This is a genomic window from Lacticaseibacillus sp. 22, from assembly GCF_055413445.1.
The window spans coordinates 202116-222067 of record NZ_JBVAYD010000002.1 but is presented as its reverse complement, the minus strand read 5'-3'; the positions used below and the strand labels follow the sequence as shown (position 1 = coordinate 222067).

The following is a 19952-nucleotide window of genomic DNA, read 5'->3' as shown; positions in this document are numbered from 1 at the left end:
ATAATGGCAGCAAATAAGCCGGTAAAGATAATGTTTTTCAAGGAATGTCGTGAAACTTGCATGGGAAAACCTCCAAAAAAAGTGAGCGCGAGCCGGCGCGGGAGAAACCGGAGTGTAAGTGGCCTCAGGCGTGATGGCCGGTCTTTGGCCATTGCGACCAAGGTCCTTATACGCAGATTCCTGCGCCGGGGAGTGCGTTATAGAAAGCAAAAAGTGTGCCAACGCGTTCAGGAAACGGAACATAGGAGCATAACGGCTAGGGCACTTATTAAATGCAGACTCCTGGCCTAGGCAGCGCGTTATGGTGGGATCTAGTTTATAAAAAATAATGCCACAATAGCCGAAATCTCTACGGCAGTTCTTTACTAATAGCCGAAACGACCCCAGTTAAATTCAAGCCATATTTGGGATTGGTATTCGTAGCCAAAGTGGCTTTAATGGCAATCCGCGCGGCAATCATGGCGATCGCTGCAGCTTGACGTAAAGTTTGTCCTTTTAGCAAGGCACTTGCCAAAGCAGCGGCGAAAAGATCGCCTGTGCCGAAATAATGCCCGGGTTCTTTTGGCTGAGCGAGTGCAAGTGAGCCGCCTTGTGCATCCACCCCGATAACGGCCACTTGGTTATGGTATGGCACGCCGGTGATTACGACGGCACTGTTGAATTGGGTGTAAAGACGTCTGGCCAAGGCGCTCACCGTTTTAGGATCGGTAGGTGCGGTTAAAGGTTCATCCAGCAGTAGTTGTGCTTCGGTCACATTTGGGGTTAAAACAGTGGCTCGCTGCGCTAATTGCTGCATGGTAGCAACATACTGTGAATCAAAGCCTTTATAACGTTTGCCATCATCGCCCATCACCGGATCGATGAGGACGAGGTGAGATTGAAACTTGGGCAGCCAACGTTCCCATTGATCAGCAGCGCCTTGGCCCAAGTAGCCGAGGTAGATCCCGTCAGGATTTAGTTGCAGCTGTTGCCAATGTTTGAGAATACCGGGCATTTCCGAACTAAGATCCAGATAGGTATTCGCGCCGAGTCCGCCAGTGTGGCTGGAAAGCAAGGCAGTGGGTAAGACATACGGCGTTAAACCCAAGCCGGCCACAAGTGGCAAGGCAACCCCCATCGAAACCTGACCGACACCGCAAAGATCCTGACTGATAACGATACTTTTAGTCGACAAATGAATCTCCTTTCTTTTTAACTAGTTGTTAACTTTGAGAATGGCGAAATTATGGCAATTTGTCAAATGAAATTTAATCATTCTTTCTGGTCTCACATCAGCATTCGGCTAACTGGAGAATGGCAAGGTTTGGTCAAAAATCATTTGGACTGTGCATCGATCCTGAGTCATTTTGAAATGAAGGTTGTTTAAACGTTTTCCCGCTTGCGCACAAAACCCGTTTTCTTTGCGTGGATTTAGCTGACCACGGCAAAGAAAACGGGTTGCAGAGTGTGTGCTCTTGGAAGATTAAGCATTACGGATGGTCTGAGTAGCGGTTGCAATGCGTTTAACGACGGTCGGGTTGTCCATCGTGTAAATGTGAATACCATCGACGCCATGGACCAGCAGATCAATGATTTGATCGATGGCATAGGCGATACCGGCATCCCGCATCGCTTCCTTGTTACCGGAAAAATGCTGCATCATGGCGACGAACTTCGGGGGTAAGTGAACACCCGCCATTGTTGCCATGCGCTCAATTTGGTGTTCATTAATCACCGGCATAATCCCGGCTTCAATGGGGACATTAATGCCGGCTAATGCTGCCCGCTCACGGAATTGATAGAAAACCTGATTATCGAAGAAAAGCTGACTAATCAATTGACTCGCTCCGGCATCGACTTTTTCCTTTAGATGGCGAATGTCGCTCACAACGTCTGGTGACTCGGGATGCTTTTCCGGGTAACAGGCGCCGACAACGTCAAAGTCGCCAACTTGGTGAATGTGTTCGATTAAATTGCAGGCATAAGGGAAGTCTTCACTGACGCGTCCGGACTTGGGGATGTCGCCGCGTAAAGCCAAGATGTTGTCAATGCCGGCTTCCTGAAACCCACGCAGCTCAGCATCGACTTGGGCGCGGGTGAGTTGGGCAGCAGGAAGATGGGCAACGGGTTCAAGATTGAATTCATTCTTGATCAACTTAGCCACTTCCAAGGTTCCCATGTGCGGTTTGTTGCCACTAGCACCAAATGTGACGGAAACAAAGTCCGGATCGGCGGCTTTAACCGCGTCCAGAGTGTTGAGGATGGGGCGCATGGCGATGTTCGTCGCATTTTTACGCGGGGGAAACACTTCAAATGAGATGACTTGATGATCTTTAAAGCACTGGCTGATTTTCATGAGTAAGTTCCTTACGCACTTGTTTAGCAGCGGCTACCATGTTGATGAGGCTGGCCTTGGTTTCAGGGACATCGCGAGTCTTGAGGCCGCAATCTGGATTGATCCAAACGTGGTCAGCAGGCAGCCGCTTGAGAATTTCGTGGATAATATGCACAATTTCGTCTTTAGACGGGATTCGTGGAGAGTGGATGTCGTAAACGCCAGGGCCAACATGAGTCTGGAAGTGGGTGGCTTTTAGAATATCCAAAAGGCTAAAGTCGGAGCGGGCCGCTTCAAAGGAGATTACATCGGCATCGAGATCATCGATTGCTTTAATGATGTCGCCAAATTGCGAATAGCACATATGGGTGTGAATCTGGGTTTCCGGTTTTACTTTGCTGGCAACCAGCCGGAATGCCGGAACTGCCCAGTCCAGATATTTCGGATACCAGTCTTTTTTGCGCAGCGGTAAGTTTTCGCGTAAAGCCGGTTCGTCAATCTGGATGATTTTAATGCCATGTTTTTCAAGATCAAGCACTTCATCTTCCAAGGCTAAGGCGATTTGTTCTACACTGGTTTTTTGACTTAAATCTTCACGCGGGAAGGACCAGTTGTAAATGGTGACTGGGCCCGTGAGCATGCCCTTGACGAGATGATCGGTTTGACTTTGGGCAAAGACGGTTTCGGCAACGGTAATCGGTTTGGTGCGGACGACATCGCCCCAGATAATCGGTGGTTTAACGCCCCTGGTGCCATAGCTTTGAACCCAACCATTATCGGTAAAGCGGAACCCGCCAAAGTTTTCGCCAAAATATTCCACCATGTCGTTGCGTTCGAATTCACCGTGCACGAGAACATCCAGGCCAATTTCTTCTTGGAATCTGAGCCATTCGATTTCTTCTTTGTGGTTGAAGGCGGTGTATTCGTCTTCGGTAATTTCGTGGCGGCGGAACTTGGCCCGATTGCGCCGAACTTCAGCTGTTTGGGGGAATGAGCCGATGGTGGTCGTTGGCAGCAGCGGGAGTTTGAATTCTTTTGCTTGGATAGCAAGTCGGGTTTTGCGCTCAGGCGTGCGTTTGTAATCTTCCGGCGTCAAAGCGGCAATCTTGGCATTCAAGGCTTTATTTTCCTGATAACGCGGTTTACTGAAAAGGGCAACGTTGGCTTGATAAGCAGCATGATCCGCGCCGGTGTGGAAAATGGCATCTAACTCATGCAATTCGTTGAGTTTTTCTTCGGCAAAGGCCAAATATTGCTTTTCTTCAGGTTTCAGATGGGCTTCATTGCGAAGTGTATATGGGACATGCAAGAGTGAGGTCGAGGTGCTTAATACCAGCTTGTCCGTAATAGTTGCCAATTGTTTGATCGTTGCCAAGGCATCGGCATAATGTGTCCGCCAAATATTCTTACCATTCACGATTCCGGCAAATAAGGTGGCGTGCGCTGGGAAGCCGTATTGTTTGAGCAGATCAAGATTGGCATATCCTTCGACAAAATCCAAGCCGAAGCCGTCAAATGGCAGTTTCTGAATACGGTCAAACGAATCGGTTAAATCGCCAAAGTAAGTCTGAACCAGGATTTTGGCAGCCTTTTTTTGGGCCAAAATCGGGGTATAAAGCCGCTCGAATAAGGCGAGGTCGGCATCGGTTTGATCATAAACCAGCGCCGGTTCGTCAAGTTGTACCCAGTCAGCTCCAGCTTGATGCAAGCGATCGATGATGGTCGTGTACGCAGAAATCAGGTCGGCTACAAAGTCATCAGGCACAACATCAATGAAGCGAGACAATTTCAGTAACGTATACGGTCCAATCAAAGTCGGGCGCCCGTTAATGCCTAGCGCTTTAGCTTCTTCAAATTGCGCGAAAAGCTGCCAATCCGTTACTTGGATCTTGGTATCGTGATCGAATTCAGGTACCAAGTAATGATAGTTAGTGTTGAACCACTTTTTCATCGCCAACGCTTTAACATCGCCGGCCTCTCCTTGATAGCCACGCGCTTGGGCAAAGTAGGTGTCAAGCGGTGATAAGTTCAGGTCTTGGTAGCGCTTGGGTACAATGTTTAAAAGATTTGCAACGTCCAAAGTGTTATCGAAAAATGAAAAGTCACCGGTTGGAATCTGATCAATTCCAGCAGCTTGAATGGTTTCCCAGTGAGCTTTCCGCAGTGCTTGAGCTTTTTCCTGCAAGTCTTGGGCAGAAATTTGATGCTTGAAATATTTTTGGGTTGCAAATTTCAATTCGCGATGTTCGCCAATGCGTGGGTAGCCGATAATCGTTGTTGTCATAAAAATCCTCCCAGGTAAATGAGCGTGAGCCGGTTTCTGCACCGGTGAACGCGTTAAAAGTCAGTGCTGTGGAAACGAATACTGATCAGCTGTGCAAATTAGCCAACCATGTCAGCTTTTATCAAAAACCTTGCCAAAAGATGCGGTCACTTAGGCGTACGGCACATTTGAAAACAAAAAAGCCGTCCTTAGCCCAGACATAGCTTGTCTGGGCCAAGGACGGCTTACCGTGGTACCACCTTGGTTTGAAAGCTGCTCACACAACTTTCCTCAATCAGTCCGACAGTATTCACTGTGAGACCTAACGCAATAATGGGCGTCCCCATGTGTGCTTTGCCATTGCTCGGCACACCTGCATCACCAAGACCATATTCGCTGGCATTTTTAGATGTCCTTTCACCAAAATGGACACTCTCTAAACAAAAAATGAACAGCTACTCATCTTTCCGCATTTCAATGTTGCGACTAGCATACTGACAATTGTGGTGGTTGTCAAGTTGTTTATTAGTTATGTAAGTGTCAACTTTTCTTGGTTCTACTCTAATTAAGTGATTTCCGATACTCCGAGCTGGCTCCGCGGTGGTGGAGGCTGGCGACCGCGCAGCTAGAGCGGTGGGCACGACTTTGAACCCGCAAAATGCGCGGTTTCAAAGCTCGGCCTTGGTCTAAAGCGGAGAAGATCACTCCGCTTAAGACCAATTTCACAGCTGAGCCCATCGCCGCTCCGCCAGCTCTTGCTTTCTATCGTACTATTCGAACATGGTGACCACTCACATTGCTGTTGGAAGTTCTTAATTGATACTCAAATTGATAACTATATAACCGGGCATTTACCCTGACTTGTCTTCCATTTTGCGGTAAGCTATTAGGACAAGTCATCGGAGGAAAAAGAAATGAAGGTACTATTTCCATATATCAAAAAATATCGTTGGGACGCGATCTGGTCGGTTGTCGCGATTTTTGTCGTGGCTTTTGCGACGCTTTGGCAGCCGCATTTGTTGCAGATTATCATGAATGCCATTATGAAAAATGATAAGCAAACGGTCTGGGTCAATGGCCTGTATTTGATTGGGCTAGCCATTGTCGGCATTGTTGGCGGGATTGTCAACACGATCTATTCGGCACGTGTGGCGTTAGGTGTGGCGACGGATTTACGCGCAGACGAGTATGCCAAAATTCAAAGTCTGGCTTATGCGGATGTGGAGAAGTTTTCACCGTCCAATCTGGTTGTGCGCATGACCAATGATATCAATCAGGTTCAGCAGATTATCATGGGCTTTTTCCAGCAGGTTACCCGGATTCCGATTCTCTTTATTGGGGCGGTTATTCTTGCGATTGTCACTTTGCCGCAATTGTGGTGGGTGATTGCCGTGATGATGGTGCTGTTGTTTGGCGTCAGCTTCTTTTCATTTAGTCATATGGGCAAATACTTTGGCCGTATGCAGCAATTAATTGAGCGGGTCAATACCTTGGCGCGGGAAAACTTAATGGGCATGCGGGTGGTTAAGTCATTTGTGCAAGGGGCTAACCAGACGAAAACATTTGCCGAATCAAGTGACGAAATGCGCGATGTCAGTGTTAAGATCGGTAATCTGTTTGCATTATTGATGCCAGCCTTCTTTCTGGTTGCCAATTTAGCCATGGCGTTGAGTATCTGGCTTATTGGCCAAAATATTACCAGTCAGCCGAGCAATTTAGCGGCCATTACCAGTTTTATCAACTACCTGATGCAGATTTTGTTTGCCATTATCAACGGCGGATTTATGCTGACGTTTGCATCGCGGGCGCTGGTTTCTTTGCGGCGAATTCATGAGGTTATGGATACTAAGCCAAGTATGACGTTTGTCGATGGACCGCAGCGCGATTTAGACGGATCCGTTGAGTTTGACGATGTGACTTTTACGTATCCAGGTGATGAAAAGCCGACGATTCGAGATATCGATTTTGCGGTTAAGCCAGGGGAAATGATTGGCATCGTCGGGGCGACCGGTAGCGGTAAAACGACCTTGGCACAGCTGATTCCGCGGTTGTTTGATCCGGATACCGGAATCGTTAAAGTCGGCGGGCATGATGTTCGTGCCGTCACTGAAACGGATTTGCGCAAGACGGTCGGGTATGTGTTGCAACGCTCGACGCTTTTTTCCGGCACGATTGCCGAAAATCTGCAGCAAGGCAATCCTAATGCTGACTTGGCAGCGATGAAGTGGGCGGCTCGGGTGGCGCAGTCGGCTGAATTTATCGAACGGCTGCCGCAGACATACAACGCGGAAGTTGAAGAACGGTCGTCGAATTTTTCCGGTGGCCAGAAGCAACGCCTTTCGATTACGCGCGGGGTGATCGGTCATCCGAAGATTTTGATTTTGGACGATGCAACATCGGCTCTGGACGCGCGGTCGGAGAAATTGGTTCAAGAGGCCTTGGCGCATGAATTGAAGCATACAACGACGATTATTATTGCTGAAAAAATCAGTTCCATTATTAAAGCCGATCGTATTCTGGTGCTTGATGACGGGCGTTTGGTTGGTAGTGGCACCCATCACGAACTGGTGCAGCATAATCGGGTTTATCGAGAAATTTATGCCACCCAGAAGGCATTGGAAGAGGGGGTGTAGCTCATGAAAGACTTGAAAAACGCAGGTAAATTTTACGCGCATTATTTGCGACCGTATTGGTTAGAATTTTTGATTACGACGATTTTAATCGCGATTTCTACTTGGGCGATTGTTGTCGCGCCGACATATATGGGGCGGGCGATTGAAGAACTGACCGTTTATGTGCAACAGTGGATGAATCCGGCGACTCGCGCCCAGGCATCGTTTGCGGCGTTTAACCACACGTTGGCTATTTTCGTCTTACTGTATGTGATTGATGCGACCTCTATCTTAATTTCGAGCTTACTGTTGTCAAAAATCAGCGGTTATTCCACTGGAACGATGCGGGTTGGATTGTTTCGGAAAATGCAACGGATGAAAGTGCGCTATTTTGACAGTCATAGTGATGGCGACATTCTCTCGCGGTTTACGAGTGACTTGGACAATATTTTCAATGCGATGAATCAGGCGTTGATTGAAATCTTTCTAAGTGGCGCTCAGTTTATCGGGATTATCTGGATGATGTTTACGCAGAACGCGACCCTTGCGTGGATCACGATGGCCTCAACGCCGGTCGCAATCGGGTTATCTGCCTACGTGATGCATCAGGCGAGTGTGTCGGTTGATCGCCAACAAGACGATATTGGCCGACTGAATGGCTATATCAACGAACAAATTACCGGCCAGAAAATGCTGATTACGAATGGGTTGCAGCAAGAAAGTGTGGCGGGCTTCCAACCTTATAACGCGGCGGTGCGCAAGTCGAATTTACGCGGCCAGATCTGGAGCGGCATTTTGAATCCGTTGTTGATGGGTTTGTCGTTGCTGAATACGGCGATTGTGATTTTCGCCGGATCTTGGCTGGCGCTGAATGGCTCCTTGAGTCAAGGGGCTGCGTTGGCAATGGTTGTGGTGTTTGTCAATTATGCCCAGCAATATTATCAGCCAATTGTCCAGTTGACCAGCTTATTCAATATGATCCAGTTGGCCATCACCGGCGCGCGGCGAATTACCGAAGTTCGCGAACAGCCGGATGAAGTCGATCCCAAAAATGGCCGCACCCTTGATGGTCTGAAACATGAACTGCTGATTGATAACGTGCATTTTAGTTACATTCCGGGCAAAGAAATCCTGCACGGGGTCACGATCAAAGTCGAAAAAGGCGAGATGGTGGCGTTAGTCGGTCCGACTGGCAGTGGGAAAACGACGGTTATGAATTTGTTGAATCGGTTCTACGATGTGGATTCTGGCGCGATTACTTTTGATGGCGTGGATGTACGCAATTTTAAATTGGCATCACTGCGGCAAAATGTCGGGATTGTGTTGCAGGATCCGCAGCTGTTTTCCGGGACTATTCGCGATAATATTCGCTTCGGTGATCCGACTGCTGATCAAGCCCGGGTAGAAGCAGCCGCCAAGCAAGCGAATATTCATGACTTCATTATGAGTTTGCCAGATGGTTATGATACGTTTGTGTCGGATGAGCAAAGTGTCTTTTCTGCCGGGCAAAAGCAACTTATGTCGATTGCGCGGACTATTTTGACTGATCCGCGGCTATTAATTCTTGATGAGGCTACCAGCAATGTTGACACGGTGACCGAGGCTAAGATCCAAGCGGCGATGGATAATGTGATTCAGGGTCGAACAAGTTTTGTTATTGCCCATCGACTGAAGACGATTCTAAATGCAGACAAAATCGTCGTGTTGCGGGACGGCCGAATTATTGAGGAAGGCGATCATGAACAATTGTTAGCACAAAATGGCTTTTATGCCGAGTTATATCACAATCAGATGGTCTTTGAATAGCAGCTTTAAGACTCCGAACTTTTTTGGAGTCTTTTTTATTATCATTCGTATATGAAACGGTTACGGTGGCTATCTTAAATTCAAATCTTATGATACGCTTGTTATATCAGAACAATGGTCGGCATTGAACTGATAAAAAAGCATCGTGGAGGTAACCAATGAGCAAGCGTAGATATTTAGTGGCACTTGGCGGTATTTTGTTGCATTTGATGATCGGCTCGGTATATGCGTGGAGTGTTTTCACCGGTCCAATTGCTAAACAAACGGGCTGGGCATTATCAGCAGTTACGATTGCGTTTAGCATTGCCATCTTTTTTCTAGGTATGAGCGCGGCGTTCATGGGCCGACTGGTTGAGCGCTTTGGACCACGGTTGACGGGCACTGTGGCAGCGCTCTTGTATGGCTCGGGGATTTTGCTAACCGGTTTAGCCGTTCAGATTCACTCGTTACCGTTGCTTTATATCGGTTATGGTGTGATTGGCGGTCTGGGCTTAGGTGCCGGTTATGTGACGCCGGTTTCAACGATTATTGCCTGGTTTCCGGATAAGCGCGGATTGGCAACCGGCATGGCGATTATGGGCTTTGGATTTGCGGCGATGCTGACGGGTCCAGTTGCCCAGCAGCTGATTGCAAATCTGGGTGTTGTCGCAACAATGTATGTTTTAGGCGCGGTTTATATGGTAATTATGCTGGGATCTGCACAGGTAATCCGCAAGCCGCATCCTCATGAAGTACCGGCAGCCGATCTTGCCAAAAGTGTGAGTCTGACCGGAAAAGCTATGACGGCGAACGAAGCGGTCAAAACCCGATCTTTTCGGTATCTGTGGCTGATGTTTTTTATTAACATCACCTGTGGCATTGGCTTAGTGGCGGTCGCATCACCCATGGCTCAGCAGCAAACCGGGATGTCGGCAACCACAGCGGCAGTGATGGTCGGTGTTGTCGGCTTATTTAACGGTTTCGGCCGGCTCGCATGGGCTACGTTGTCTGATTTAATCGGGCGCCCACTGACTTACACCCTGATCTTTATCGTTGATGTCGCGATGCTGGCAGGTATCTTAGTCTTGCGTTCACCACTGCTTTTTGGCATCGCACTTTGCTTGATAATGTCGTGTTATGGCGCGGGCTTCTCGGTTATTCCAGCTTATCTTGGCGATGTTTTCGGTACCAAACAACTCGGCGCCATTCATGGCTACGTACTGACTGCCTGGGCAGCGGCAGGGGTTGCCGGACCAACACTGCTGAGCTTTAGCGAGCAGTACTTCCACAATTATAGTGTCAGTTTGATGATCTTTATTGTCCTTGAACTGATTGCCTTGGGATTGTCGATTCGTATTCGGCACCAGTTTGCGGACACCCAAGTTAAGGATGTTACGGAATAAAGTTTGGTAGTCATGACGTACAGGTTAACTTAAGGCATTAAAAGATGGTTAATGGAAAAGGCCTTAAGAGCGTTTTCGATGATGATACTTACCGTATATATAAAATCATATGTATCGAAATAATAAGCAAAATTTGATCCACACACAAATGTGGATCTTTTTTTGGTTTAAAAACGTTGCCATATAAGCATTGTGAAGCTTTTCTACATTTAAATTTAAGCTTTCAAGCGTTTTTTGTTGACATACCTGTACGTACAAGTAGAATAAGCATTGTAAGTGAAAACGGTTACTGGAGGAAAAACAATGCGCAAGTACGATGCTATCTATCAGGATCTGAAGGATAAGATCGAAGCAGAAATATATGCTACCGGCTCATTGCTGCCAAGCGAAAGTGCGCTGCAAGACATGTATCAGGCATCACGTGACACGGTACGTAAAGCGTTGCGGCTGCTTAAGGATGATGGCTTTATTCAATCGCAAAAAGGCAAAGGGTCAACGGTTATCAACCGGCAGGAATACGTGTTTCCGGTTTCCGGCGTGGTCAGTTATGCCGAATTAGCCGCGCAATTTCACTTACAGACGCGAACGGTGGTTTTAACCAATCACTTTGCAACATTGCCAGCCAAGTCGTTCAAAGATGTGGATCCAACGGTAGAAGTCAAACAGATGCGCCTACTGAAGCGGGTGCGGTATTTGGAAAATGAGCCAGACATCATTGATATTGATTACCTCGATCCTAAAGTCGTGCCGCCGATTCCGGAGTCGGTGGCTAAAGACTCACTATATGCTTATCTTGAAGGACCGGTGGGGTTGACCATTGCCTATGCAACCAAGGAGATTACGGTTGAAACGGCAACGGAAGAAGATCAACGGTATCTGAAAATACCACCATCTGCAGTCGTGGTCGTGGTACGCAGTTGCAGCAGTTTGACGGACACCACGAAGTTTCAATATACGGAATCACGTCACCGGGCAGATCGTTTTAAGTTTCATGATTTTGCTCGCCGGATCCGACCGTAAACGCTGGCAGTTCTTACTTTTGTTAAAAGCAAGGACAAGGAGGTTATGATGGCGTTTCATAAGAAAGTTATTTATCAGTTATATCCCAAGTCGTTTTACGATAGCGATGGTGATGGTGTCGGCGACTTACGCGGCATCATTGAAAAGATCGATTATCTCAAGGCACTGCACATCGATATGATCTGGTTCAACCCATTCTTTGTGTCGCCGCAATATGACAACGGCTATGATGTGGCTGATTATCGGCAAATCGATCCGCGGTTTGGAACGATGGCTGATTTTGAAGAGTTGGCGCAAAAACTTAAAGCTGCCGGGATCGACATCATGTTGGACATGGTGCTCAATCATACCAGCACGCAACATGTCTGGTTCCAAAAAGCCTTAGCTGGCGACAAGCACTATCAGGATTATTACTACATTCGACCACCAAAGCCAGATGGCAGCTTGCCGACTAACTGGGAAAGCAAGTTTGGCGGTCCGGCTTGGGCCCCATTTGGCGACACTGGCAATTATTATTTACATTTATACGAACGTCGCCAAGCTGATCTCGATTGGCATAATCCAGCCGTCCGTCAAGAAGCAGCCGCTATTATTAATTTTTGGCGCGCCAAAGGGGTTCACGGTTTCCGCTTTGATGTGCTCAACGTCATTGGCAAGGCAAATCAGCTGGTTGATGCGCCACCGGAAGTCGAAAGCAAAACATTATATACGGATACACCGATTGTTCAGGATTATATCAAGGAGCTAGCCGCCAACAGTTTTGGCCAGGATCCAAATAGCGTCACGGTAGGCGAAATGAGTTCGACCACCATTAAGAACTCAATCGCCTATACCAAGCCGGAAAATCACGAGTTATCAATGGTTTTCCAATTTCACCATCTGAAAACGGATTATAAGAACGGTGAAAAGTGGAGCAAAATGCCGTACGACTTCAAGGCACTGCGCAACATTTTGCACACTTGGGGTCAACAGTTAGATCAAGGCGGCGGCTGGCAAGCGCTTTTCTGGAATAATCACGATCAGCCGCGTGCGCTTAATCGGTTTGGTGATGTTGGCCAATATCGCGTTAAAAGTGCCGAAATGCTAGCTGCCGCGATTCACCTAAGTCGCGGGACACCATACATCTACATGGGCGAGGAAATCGGCATGACCGATCCGCATTATCATTCGATGGCCGATTATGTCGATGTTGAAGCCAAAAATGCTTATCAGGCATTACTGAAAGCGGGTAAGTCCGAACAAGAAGCGTTTGCCATTATTGTGGCCAAGGCGCGGGACAATAGCCGGACGCCAATGCAGTGGGATGACACGGCCAACGCCGGATTTACCACAGGAACACCGTGGTTGCGGCCAACCAATCAGCGCGAAATTAATGTCAAAGCTGAGCTGGCGCATGGTGAAATTTTCCGATTCTATCAAAAATTGATCGCGTTACGCAAGCAGTATCAAGTGATCAGCGATGGCAGTTATGTGCCTTTTGGGACTGAAATTGATCGCTTGTACGCTTACGAACGAGTTGCTGGCGATGTCCACTTGCTGGTACTGAATAATTTCAGTGATAAAGCCATTACGGTACCGCTACCGCCACGTTTCCAGCATGCACGCGTTTTGATAACCAATGAAGCAGATTTAACACCAACTGCAACCATGACGTTGCCACCATACGCAACGATTGCATTGTTGCAGTCAGATAAGGGGGAATAAGCAATGACAAAGAAATTGCACTTAATGGCGCCGGTTTCCGGATTGGCGATGGCCATTACCGATGTTTCCGATCCAGTCTTTTCACAAAAAATGATGGGTGACGGTTTTGGCATTGAGCCAACCGATGGCCAAATTGCGGCACCGGTCGATGGACGGATCATGATGATTGCCGATACCAAGCACGCAATCGGGATCAAAGCCGATGATGGCGCCGAGTTATTAATTCATTTAGGGATTGATACGGTCGAACTCAAAGGCGCGCCGTTTGAAATTGATACGGCGATGGATGCACGGGTTAAAGCCGGTGATGTGATTGGGTCTATGGACTTGGATGCAATCAAAAAAGCTGGCAAGAAGACCACGGTCATTGTCGCGATTACCAACACGAAGGAAGTCGTTGATCAGCTGGACGTGACGCCCGGCGAAGTCAAGCGCGGCGAAGAAGTTGCGGTGATGACACCTAAAGCGGCCGCGGTTGAACAAGCACCGGCAGCACCGAAGAACGAAAGCAAATATGCGGCCACAGCGCGGCAAATCATTGCGGATGTCGGTGGCGCCCAAAACGTCAACAGTTTGATTCACTGTATCACGCGCTTGCGGTTCTATTTAAAAGATGAACAAAAACCGGATGATGACACCGTGCGTAACATTCCGGGCGTTATCGATGTTGCGCGGGCGAATGGTCAGTATCAGGTTGTCATTGGCCAAGCCGTGACGGATGTTTACGATGAAGTGATTAAACAACTCGGCCCCGGTTATTCGAATGCAGAAGGAACTGCCAAGGCCATTCAAGAAACCCAAGCGGAGGCAAAAGATACCAGTGCGCTTGGTACGATCAAACGCTGGGCGCAAGCGTTGATCGGGACGATTACCGGTTCTATGATTCCAGTTATCGGACTCTTAGCCGCAAGCGGGATGTTAAAAGGGATTTTGAACATTTTAACAACATGGGGCGGTCTGAAAACCACAAATCCAACTTATGAAATTATTAATGCGATGGGCGATGCAGCCTTTTACTTCTTACCTGTCATTGTCGGCTTCACCGCTGCCCAGAAACTCGGATCGGATCCGGTTATTGTCGGAATTATCGGAGCGTTCCTGATTTATCCGTCAATTGCTAAAATCGCCACTGCTGGCAAAGTGACCGGCACAGTGTTAGGCATGGGCATCAACGCGAACTTCTTCGGCTTGCCGGTGCACATTGCCAATTACACGTATTCCATTTTCCCGATGATTTTTGCAGCGTGGATGGCGGCAAAAATCGAGCCGTGGATTAAGAGTTGGATGCCGCTGGTACTGCGCATGATTTTCACACCATTAGTCGAAATCTTCTTGGTTGGTATGACAGTTGTCTTGGCGGTTGGGCCACTGATCACGGTTCTGTCTAATGGCATCACAGCTGGTATTCAGGCATTACTCAGCTTAACGCCGATGGTTTCCGATGCCATTATCGCCGGCTTCTATCAAGTTCTGGTTATCTTCGGATTGCACTGGGCCGTCATTCCGGTCATCACCGCGCAATTGTCATCGGCACATCCCGAGTCCGTGCTGAATGGGATCGTATCCATTTCCATGATTGCCCAAGGTGCCGGTGCATTGGCAGTCTGGGTTAAGACCAAGCACAATCCGGCCTTAAAAGGTCTGTCAATTTCCGCCTTTATCAGTGCTTGCTGCGGGATTACCGAACCAGCTATGTACGGGGTTAACTTGAAATATGGCCGTGTCTTCATCTTTTCAAGCATCGGCGCCGCAATTGGTGGCTTGGTCAACGGCTTATTAAATGTCAACATGTACGGTTTTACCGGCAGTTTCCTAGGTGCACCTTCATTCGTAGCACCAGGCTGGGCTCACAATCCGAACAACATCTGGTTTTTCTGGATTGCATCACTTGTCACTTTGGTTGCAGCATTCACACTGGTTTACCTTTTTGGCTACAAAGATGCGGATGCGAATGCCGCAAAAGCAGCACCTAAGAAGAAGCGTTTAGGTAAAACAGTTGAATAATATTTGATAAGGTTAAGCATGTGTTCACTTGAGTAATCATTCGTTTGATGACGAAAACATGGTTTAACTTTGGTCTTAAGTAAAAACACCGATGCCATTTTGACGTCGGTGTTTTTGTTTGGATTGATGAAAGTCGGACTAACAAAAGATTTGCAGTGTTATCGATAAAAATAACTTGCAGTTGGTCAAAGATTCAGGCACACTAAGAAGTGTTCTCATTAAATATTAATTTTTATATGGAGGAGGGGCCAGAAATGTATAAACGGTACAAAGATGTGTCGCTGATTCTGAAAATTGTGATCGGAATCGTGGTTGGGGCAGTGTTAGGGGTATTGGTGCCCTCCTGGTCCTTTATCGATGTTTTAGGCAAGCTGTTTGTTGGCGCGTTGAAGGCAATCGCGCCGTTGCTTGTTTTCTTACTGATTATGTCCGCTATTTCCAAATATCGCTCGGGATCGAAAAACCATTTTGGCACTGTCATTGTCCTTTACTTAAGTGCCACATCACTTTCTTCGGTGGCAGCTGTTGTCGTTTCGTATCTTTTCCCCATCAAGCTGGTGTTACCGGGGGCGATGAAGATTGCCGAAAGTGCGCCTAAGGATTTAGGAACGGTTGTGACCGGGTTATTGACCAATGCTGTGGCGAATCCGATTTCAGCGTTGGTTGAAGGTAATTATCTCGCTATTTTGTTCTGGTCGTTGTTGATCGGCTCCGGTTTACGTTTGACGAGTGCCACGACCAAAAAAGTGGTGACCGAGCTGGCAGAGACCGTCAGCTCAGTAGCGCAAAATGTCATCCAGTTTGCACCGTTTGGGATTGTTGGCTTATTGCATGAATCATTGAGTAAGACCGGCGTTAGAGGGGTCATGGCTTATGGACAACTGCTGATCTTGCTGGTGGCGACTATGGTGTTTGTCTATCTGGTCGTTTATCCGTTCATGGTTTGGTTGCTGACGCGGCAAAATCCTTATCCGCTGACGTTTTGGACGTTAAAAGTCAGTGGGATTCCGGCCTTTTTCACGCGTAGTGGCGCCGTCAACATTCCGATTAACCTCAAAGCTTCGGAAGATTTGGGCTTGAATAAAGATAGTTATGCTATTTCTATTCCACTGGGCGGCTCAGCTAACTCTGGCGGGGCGGCCATTACCGTGTCGATTATGACCTTGGCCACCGCTAATACAATGGGCGTTCATGTCAGCATTTTCCTCGCCTTGTTGCTTTGTTTCCTGTCAGCCATTTCGGCAACCGGCGTATCGGGCATTGCCGGTGGGTCATTGCTCCTGATTCCAATGGCGGCTTCGCTTTTTGGCATTTCAAATGATATTGCCATGCAGGTCGTTGGGATTGGTTTTATCATCGGTGTCGTACAAGACTCAGTTGAAACGGCGGTTAACTCTGCGTCAGATTTACTGTTCACGGCCACGGCGGAATACGCGGATGATCGGCGTGAAGGTCACCCGGTTAACATGCGTGCTGCTGTGAAGGCGGCAGGCAAACAGAAGCTTAAGTCCGTTGCGCCTGTGGCAGAAGATGATAAATGATCAGCAGCTACAAATGTTCATGAATGCTTACCCTGTTGATAGGTGCCATGCATCGTTAATAGGCAAATGGAAACTGGCTAAGTGAGTTCAGACCACGCTTAGGCAGTTTTTGTTTGCTTAAAAAAGCTTAAGATTTGGCGGCTCATCATTCCGGAAACTTGGCTGGCGAGCATTCAATGTTGTGATAACAAATGTCATTAAAAACACAGCGCTTTCCAGTCTTACTGAAATGTGCTAACCTATTTTTCATGGGTTTTTTACCAAAATACGTAAAAAGAGCATAAACAAGTCAACGGAGGTTCCAATGGGGAAAGTATGGCAACGATTATTTCGCAAAGAAGATCCAAGTGTGTATGAAGACAAAGACTCGCATTTGCCGCGGGTCTTGCGCGTGCGTGATTTTCTGGCGCTAGGCGTTGGTACCATTGTCTCCGCATCGATCTTTACATTACCTGGGGTCGTTGCGGCTAAACATGCCGGGCCAGCAGTGTCAATTTCTTTTCTGATTGCGGCGCTGGTTGCCGGACTGGTGGCATTTGCCTACGCTGAAATGTCAGCTGCCATGCCATTTGCCGGGTCGGCTTATTCATGGATTAATGTTGTTTTCGGTGAATTCTTCGGGTGGATTGCCGGCTGGGCGTTGTTAGCTGAGTACTTTATTGCCGTGGCCTTTGTTGCGTCTGGCTTATCGGCTAATTTTCGCGGCTTATTGGCGACGATCGGGGTGAATTTTCCCGCGGCCTTGGCGCATCCTTTTGGTACTAACGGAGGCATTGTTGATTTGGTTGCCGTGGTGGTGATGCTGCTGGTCGGGATTTTGTTGTCGCGCGGCGTGTCCAGTGCTGCGCGAGTCGAAAATATTCTCGTTGTCATGAAAGTGCTGGCGATCCTGCTATTTCTTGTGGTGGGGTTAACCGCGATTCACCCAGAAAACTTCCATCCGTTCTTCCCGGCGTATCATCTTAACGCGGATGGCACACCATTTGGAGGCTGGCAGGGTATTTATGCCGGCGTCTCCATGATTTTCTTGGCTTATATCGGTTTTGATTCGATTGCGGCTAATTCGGCTGAAGCGATTGATCCGGAGAAAACGATGCCGCGGGGAATTTTAGGGTCACTCTTGATTGCCGTTTTCTTATTCGTTTCGGTGGGACTGGTTTTGTTGGGGATGTTTCCATATCAAGATTACGCCAACAATGCAGAACCGGTCGGCTGGGCGTTGCGCCACTCAGGTCATGCAGTGGTCGCAACCGTTGTCGAAAGCATTGCGGTTTTAGGTATGTTCACGGCGCTCATCGGCATGGCGATGGCGGGCTCACGGCTGCTTTACAGTTTTGGGCGTGACGGGATGTTGCCGCATGGTTTAGGAAAATTGAATAGCCGCAAGTTGCCGAATCGGGCTTTGGCGGTGCTCATCACTATTGGCGTTATTATCGGTGCGTTCTTTCCATTTGCGTTTCTTGCCCAGTTAATTTCTGCGGGTACCTTGATCGCATTCATGTTTGTCACGCTTGGCATTTACCGTTTGCGTCCGCGTGAGGGGCAGGACATTGCCAAGCCACGTTTTCGGATGCCATTTTACCCAGTGTTGCCAGCGGTTGCTTTTCTCGGATCGCTGGTCGTCTTTCTCGGATTGGACATTCAGGCAAAGCTGTATTCAGGCGTCTGGTTCCTAATCGGTTGTGCGATCTACTTCCTTTATGGCATGCGACACTCGGCATTAACCAAAGGCTCCGAAGTTGAAAAGGAGACGGAAGCACTGGAGCAAGCAAAGTCGGACGAGTGAAGTTGCATGTGAAGCTACGGCAGGCAACATGAGTGAGCGCGTACAGGAAAGTTCATACGCAAAGTAAAAATCGGCTTGACAGAGACAATTAGCATTCTCTGTCAAGCCGATTTTGATTGTCATGCGTACCTGCTGAAAAAATACTGACGATGGGTTGTGTTCTAGGCTTCCTGTGCCTTCTTTAAATTATCTTTCAAAATGGCAGCAGAGTCAGCCAGGCGTTTGTGGTCTTCCGCGTTTAAATCAAGTTCGATGATACGTTCTAAGCCGTTTGCGCCGAGGATAACCGGTACCCCAATGGAGACACCTGACAAACCATACTCACCGTCAAGATGGACCGACATCGCGAATGCTGCCCGGTCGTCATTCAAAAAGGCACTGGTCAGGCGGGTGAGCGAAGCGGCGATTCCGTAGAAAGTAGCACCTTTCTTTTCAATGATGCCATATGCGGCAGTTTTAACGCGGTGGCTGATTTCAGCTAAATCACTTGCTTGGCGATTTTTGGGAATCCAATCGAGAATCGGTTTGCCGCCAATATTGGTGTAATCCCAAACCGGAAATTCGGAGTCGCCATGTTCGCCCATGATGTAGCCGTGGACAATGCGCGCATCCACATTGTAACGCAAGCCGATTTCCGAACGCAGACGGGCTGAATCCAGCGCTGTACCTGAGCCTAGTACTTGGTTACGCGGCAGCCCCGATTCTTCCAGCACTAATTCCGCGAGCACGTCGACCGGGTTTGAGGCAACGAGAATAAAACCATTAAAACCACTGGCCATGATATTGTGCGTGATTTCTTTTATGATTTTGGCATTGATCGACAACAGTTCCAGTCGGGTCTGACCGGGCTTTTGCGCGATGCCAGCCGTGATCACAATGATATCGGCGTATTTGCAGTCTTCATAACTCGCTGCATAGATATTCTTTTGGGACGTATACGGCAGCGCGTCCGAAAGATCCTCCACATCGCCTTGTACTCGTTTCTCATTGACGTCAATAATGCCCAGGCTTTGACCAACGCCGGTCGTTAAACAGTTAAAAGCAAAGCTCGAACCGATAGCGCCGTCACCAATTAAAATAATATTTCCGCTATGTTGCATCCTAAACCCCTCCTTGACAGGTAGCCGCTTCACGCAACGATTGGACGATAGCAGTGTCCAAACAATCAAATAGGTAACATGTATCCGATTTCATTGTAACAGAGGTGTAGGCTTTCAGCTTGATAAACACTTAATCTGTTATGGTCAACTTTTTCTCGGTTCTACTCTAATTAAGTGATTTCCGATACTCCGAGCTGGCTCCGCGGTGGTGATGGCTGGCGACCGCGCAGCTAGAGTGGTGGGCACGACTTCGAACCCGCAAAGACCGCGGTTTCGAAGCTCGGCCTTGGTCTAAAGCGGAGAAGCCCACTCCGCTTAAGACCAATTTCACCACTGAGCCCGCCACCGCTCCGCCAGCTCTTGCTTTCTATTACTTATAGTTTTATCATCCTTTCCTATCGCTTAACCGAGAGAAATTTT

12 protein-coding genes are annotated in these 19952 nt (G+C 48.1%); 8 read left to right on the top strand and 4 right to left on the bottom strand.

The genetic code is table 11. The features are described from left to right. Positions 1 to 349: 349 nt before the first annotated feature. The 3 genes from ACWP87_RS02300 to metE all read right to left on the bottom strand — a co-directional run bounded on the left by ACWP87_RS02300 (position 350) and on the right by metE (position 4598). Complete coding sequence (locus ACWP87_RS02300) at positions 350 to 1174, bottom strand: PfkB family carbohydrate kinase (RefSeq protein WP_014569190.1); 825 nt, start codon at positions 1172 to 1174, stop codon at positions 350 to 352. 288 nt (positions 1175 to 1462) lie between these two features. After that, positions 1463 to 2335: a methylenetetrahydrofolate reductase [NAD(P)H] gene (gene metF, locus ACWP87_RS02295; protein WP_014569191.1), complete on the bottom strand. Its 873-nt coding sequence runs from the start codon at positions 2333 to 2335 to the stop codon at positions 1463 to 1465. Next, the gene (gene metE / locus ACWP87_RS02290) at positions 2313 to 4598 is read right to left on the bottom strand and encodes a 5-methyltetrahydropteroyltriglutamate--homocysteine S-methyltransferase (RefSeq protein WP_014569192.1); all 2286 of its coding nucleotides are present in this window, start codon (positions 4596 to 4598) and stop codon (positions 2313 to 2315) included. Before metE ends, metF begins: the two co-directional genes overlap by 23 nt. Before the next feature lie 893 nt (positions 4599 to 5491). Between metE and ACWP87_RS02285 the strand changes: the two genes are divergently transcribed. The 8 genes from ACWP87_RS02285 to ACWP87_RS02250 all read left to right on the top strand — a co-directional run bounded on the left by ACWP87_RS02285 (position 5492) and on the right by ACWP87_RS02250 (position 18432). After that, a complete protein-coding gene (locus ACWP87_RS02285) occupies positions 5492 to 7210 on the top strand; it encodes an ABC transporter ATP-binding protein (protein ID WP_014569194.1) in 1719 nt (572 codons plus the stop codon). A 3-nt stretch (positions 7211 to 7213) separates the two neighbouring features. Further along, entirely contained in the window at positions 7214 to 8995 is a 1782-nt protein-coding gene (locus ACWP87_RS02280; RefSeq protein WP_014569195.1) for an ABC transporter ATP-binding protein, read from the top strand. Positions 8996 to 9153: 158 nt separating this feature from the next. Next, entirely contained in the window at positions 9154 to 10377 is a 1224-nt protein-coding gene (locus ACWP87_RS02275; protein ID WP_014569196.1) for an L-lactate MFS transporter, read from the top strand. A gap of 303 nt (positions 10378 to 10680) precedes the next feature. Further along, on the top strand, positions 10681 to 11397 hold the full coding sequence (gene treR / locus ACWP87_RS02270; RefSeq protein WP_014569197.1) for a trehalose operon repressor: 717 nt from the start codon (positions 10681 to 10683) through the stop codon (positions 11395 to 11397). A 48-nt stretch (positions 11398 to 11445) separates the two neighbouring features. After that, positions 11446 to 13101, top strand: coding sequence for an alpha,alpha-phosphotrehalase (treC, locus tag ACWP87_RS02265; protein ID WP_014569198.1), 1656 nt, complete (start codon positions 11446 to 11448; stop codon positions 13099 to 13101). A gap of 3 nt (positions 13102 to 13104) precedes the next feature. After that, positions 13105 to 15105, top strand: coding sequence for a glucose PTS transporter subunit IIA (locus tag ACWP87_RS02260; protein WP_014569199.1), 2001 nt, complete (start codon positions 13105 to 13107; stop codon positions 15103 to 15105). Between the two features lie 254 nt (positions 15106 to 15359). Then, positions 15360 to 16646 (top strand): serine/threonine transporter SstT, encoded by a 1287-nt coding sequence (sstT, locus tag ACWP87_RS02255; protein ID WP_014569200.1) that lies wholly within the window; start codon positions 15360 to 15362, stop codon positions 16644 to 16646. Between the two features lie 304 nt (positions 16647 to 16950). Continuing rightward, positions 16951 to 18432 carry an APC family permease gene (locus ACWP87_RS02250; RefSeq protein ID WP_005684195.1) on the top strand — a complete coding sequence of 494 codons (1482 nt, stop codon included), beginning with the start codon at positions 16951 to 16953 and terminating at the stop codon, positions 18430 to 18432. A gap of 161 nt (positions 18433 to 18593) precedes the next feature. On the opposite strand, the gene ACWP87_RS02245 is transcribed toward ACWP87_RS02250, so the two are convergent. Then, positions 18594 to 19532, bottom strand: coding sequence for an L-lactate dehydrogenase (locus ACWP87_RS02245; RefSeq protein ID WP_014569201.1), 939 nt, complete (start codon positions 19530 to 19532; stop codon positions 18594 to 18596). Between the last annotated feature and the right edge of the window lie 420 nt (positions 19533 to 19952).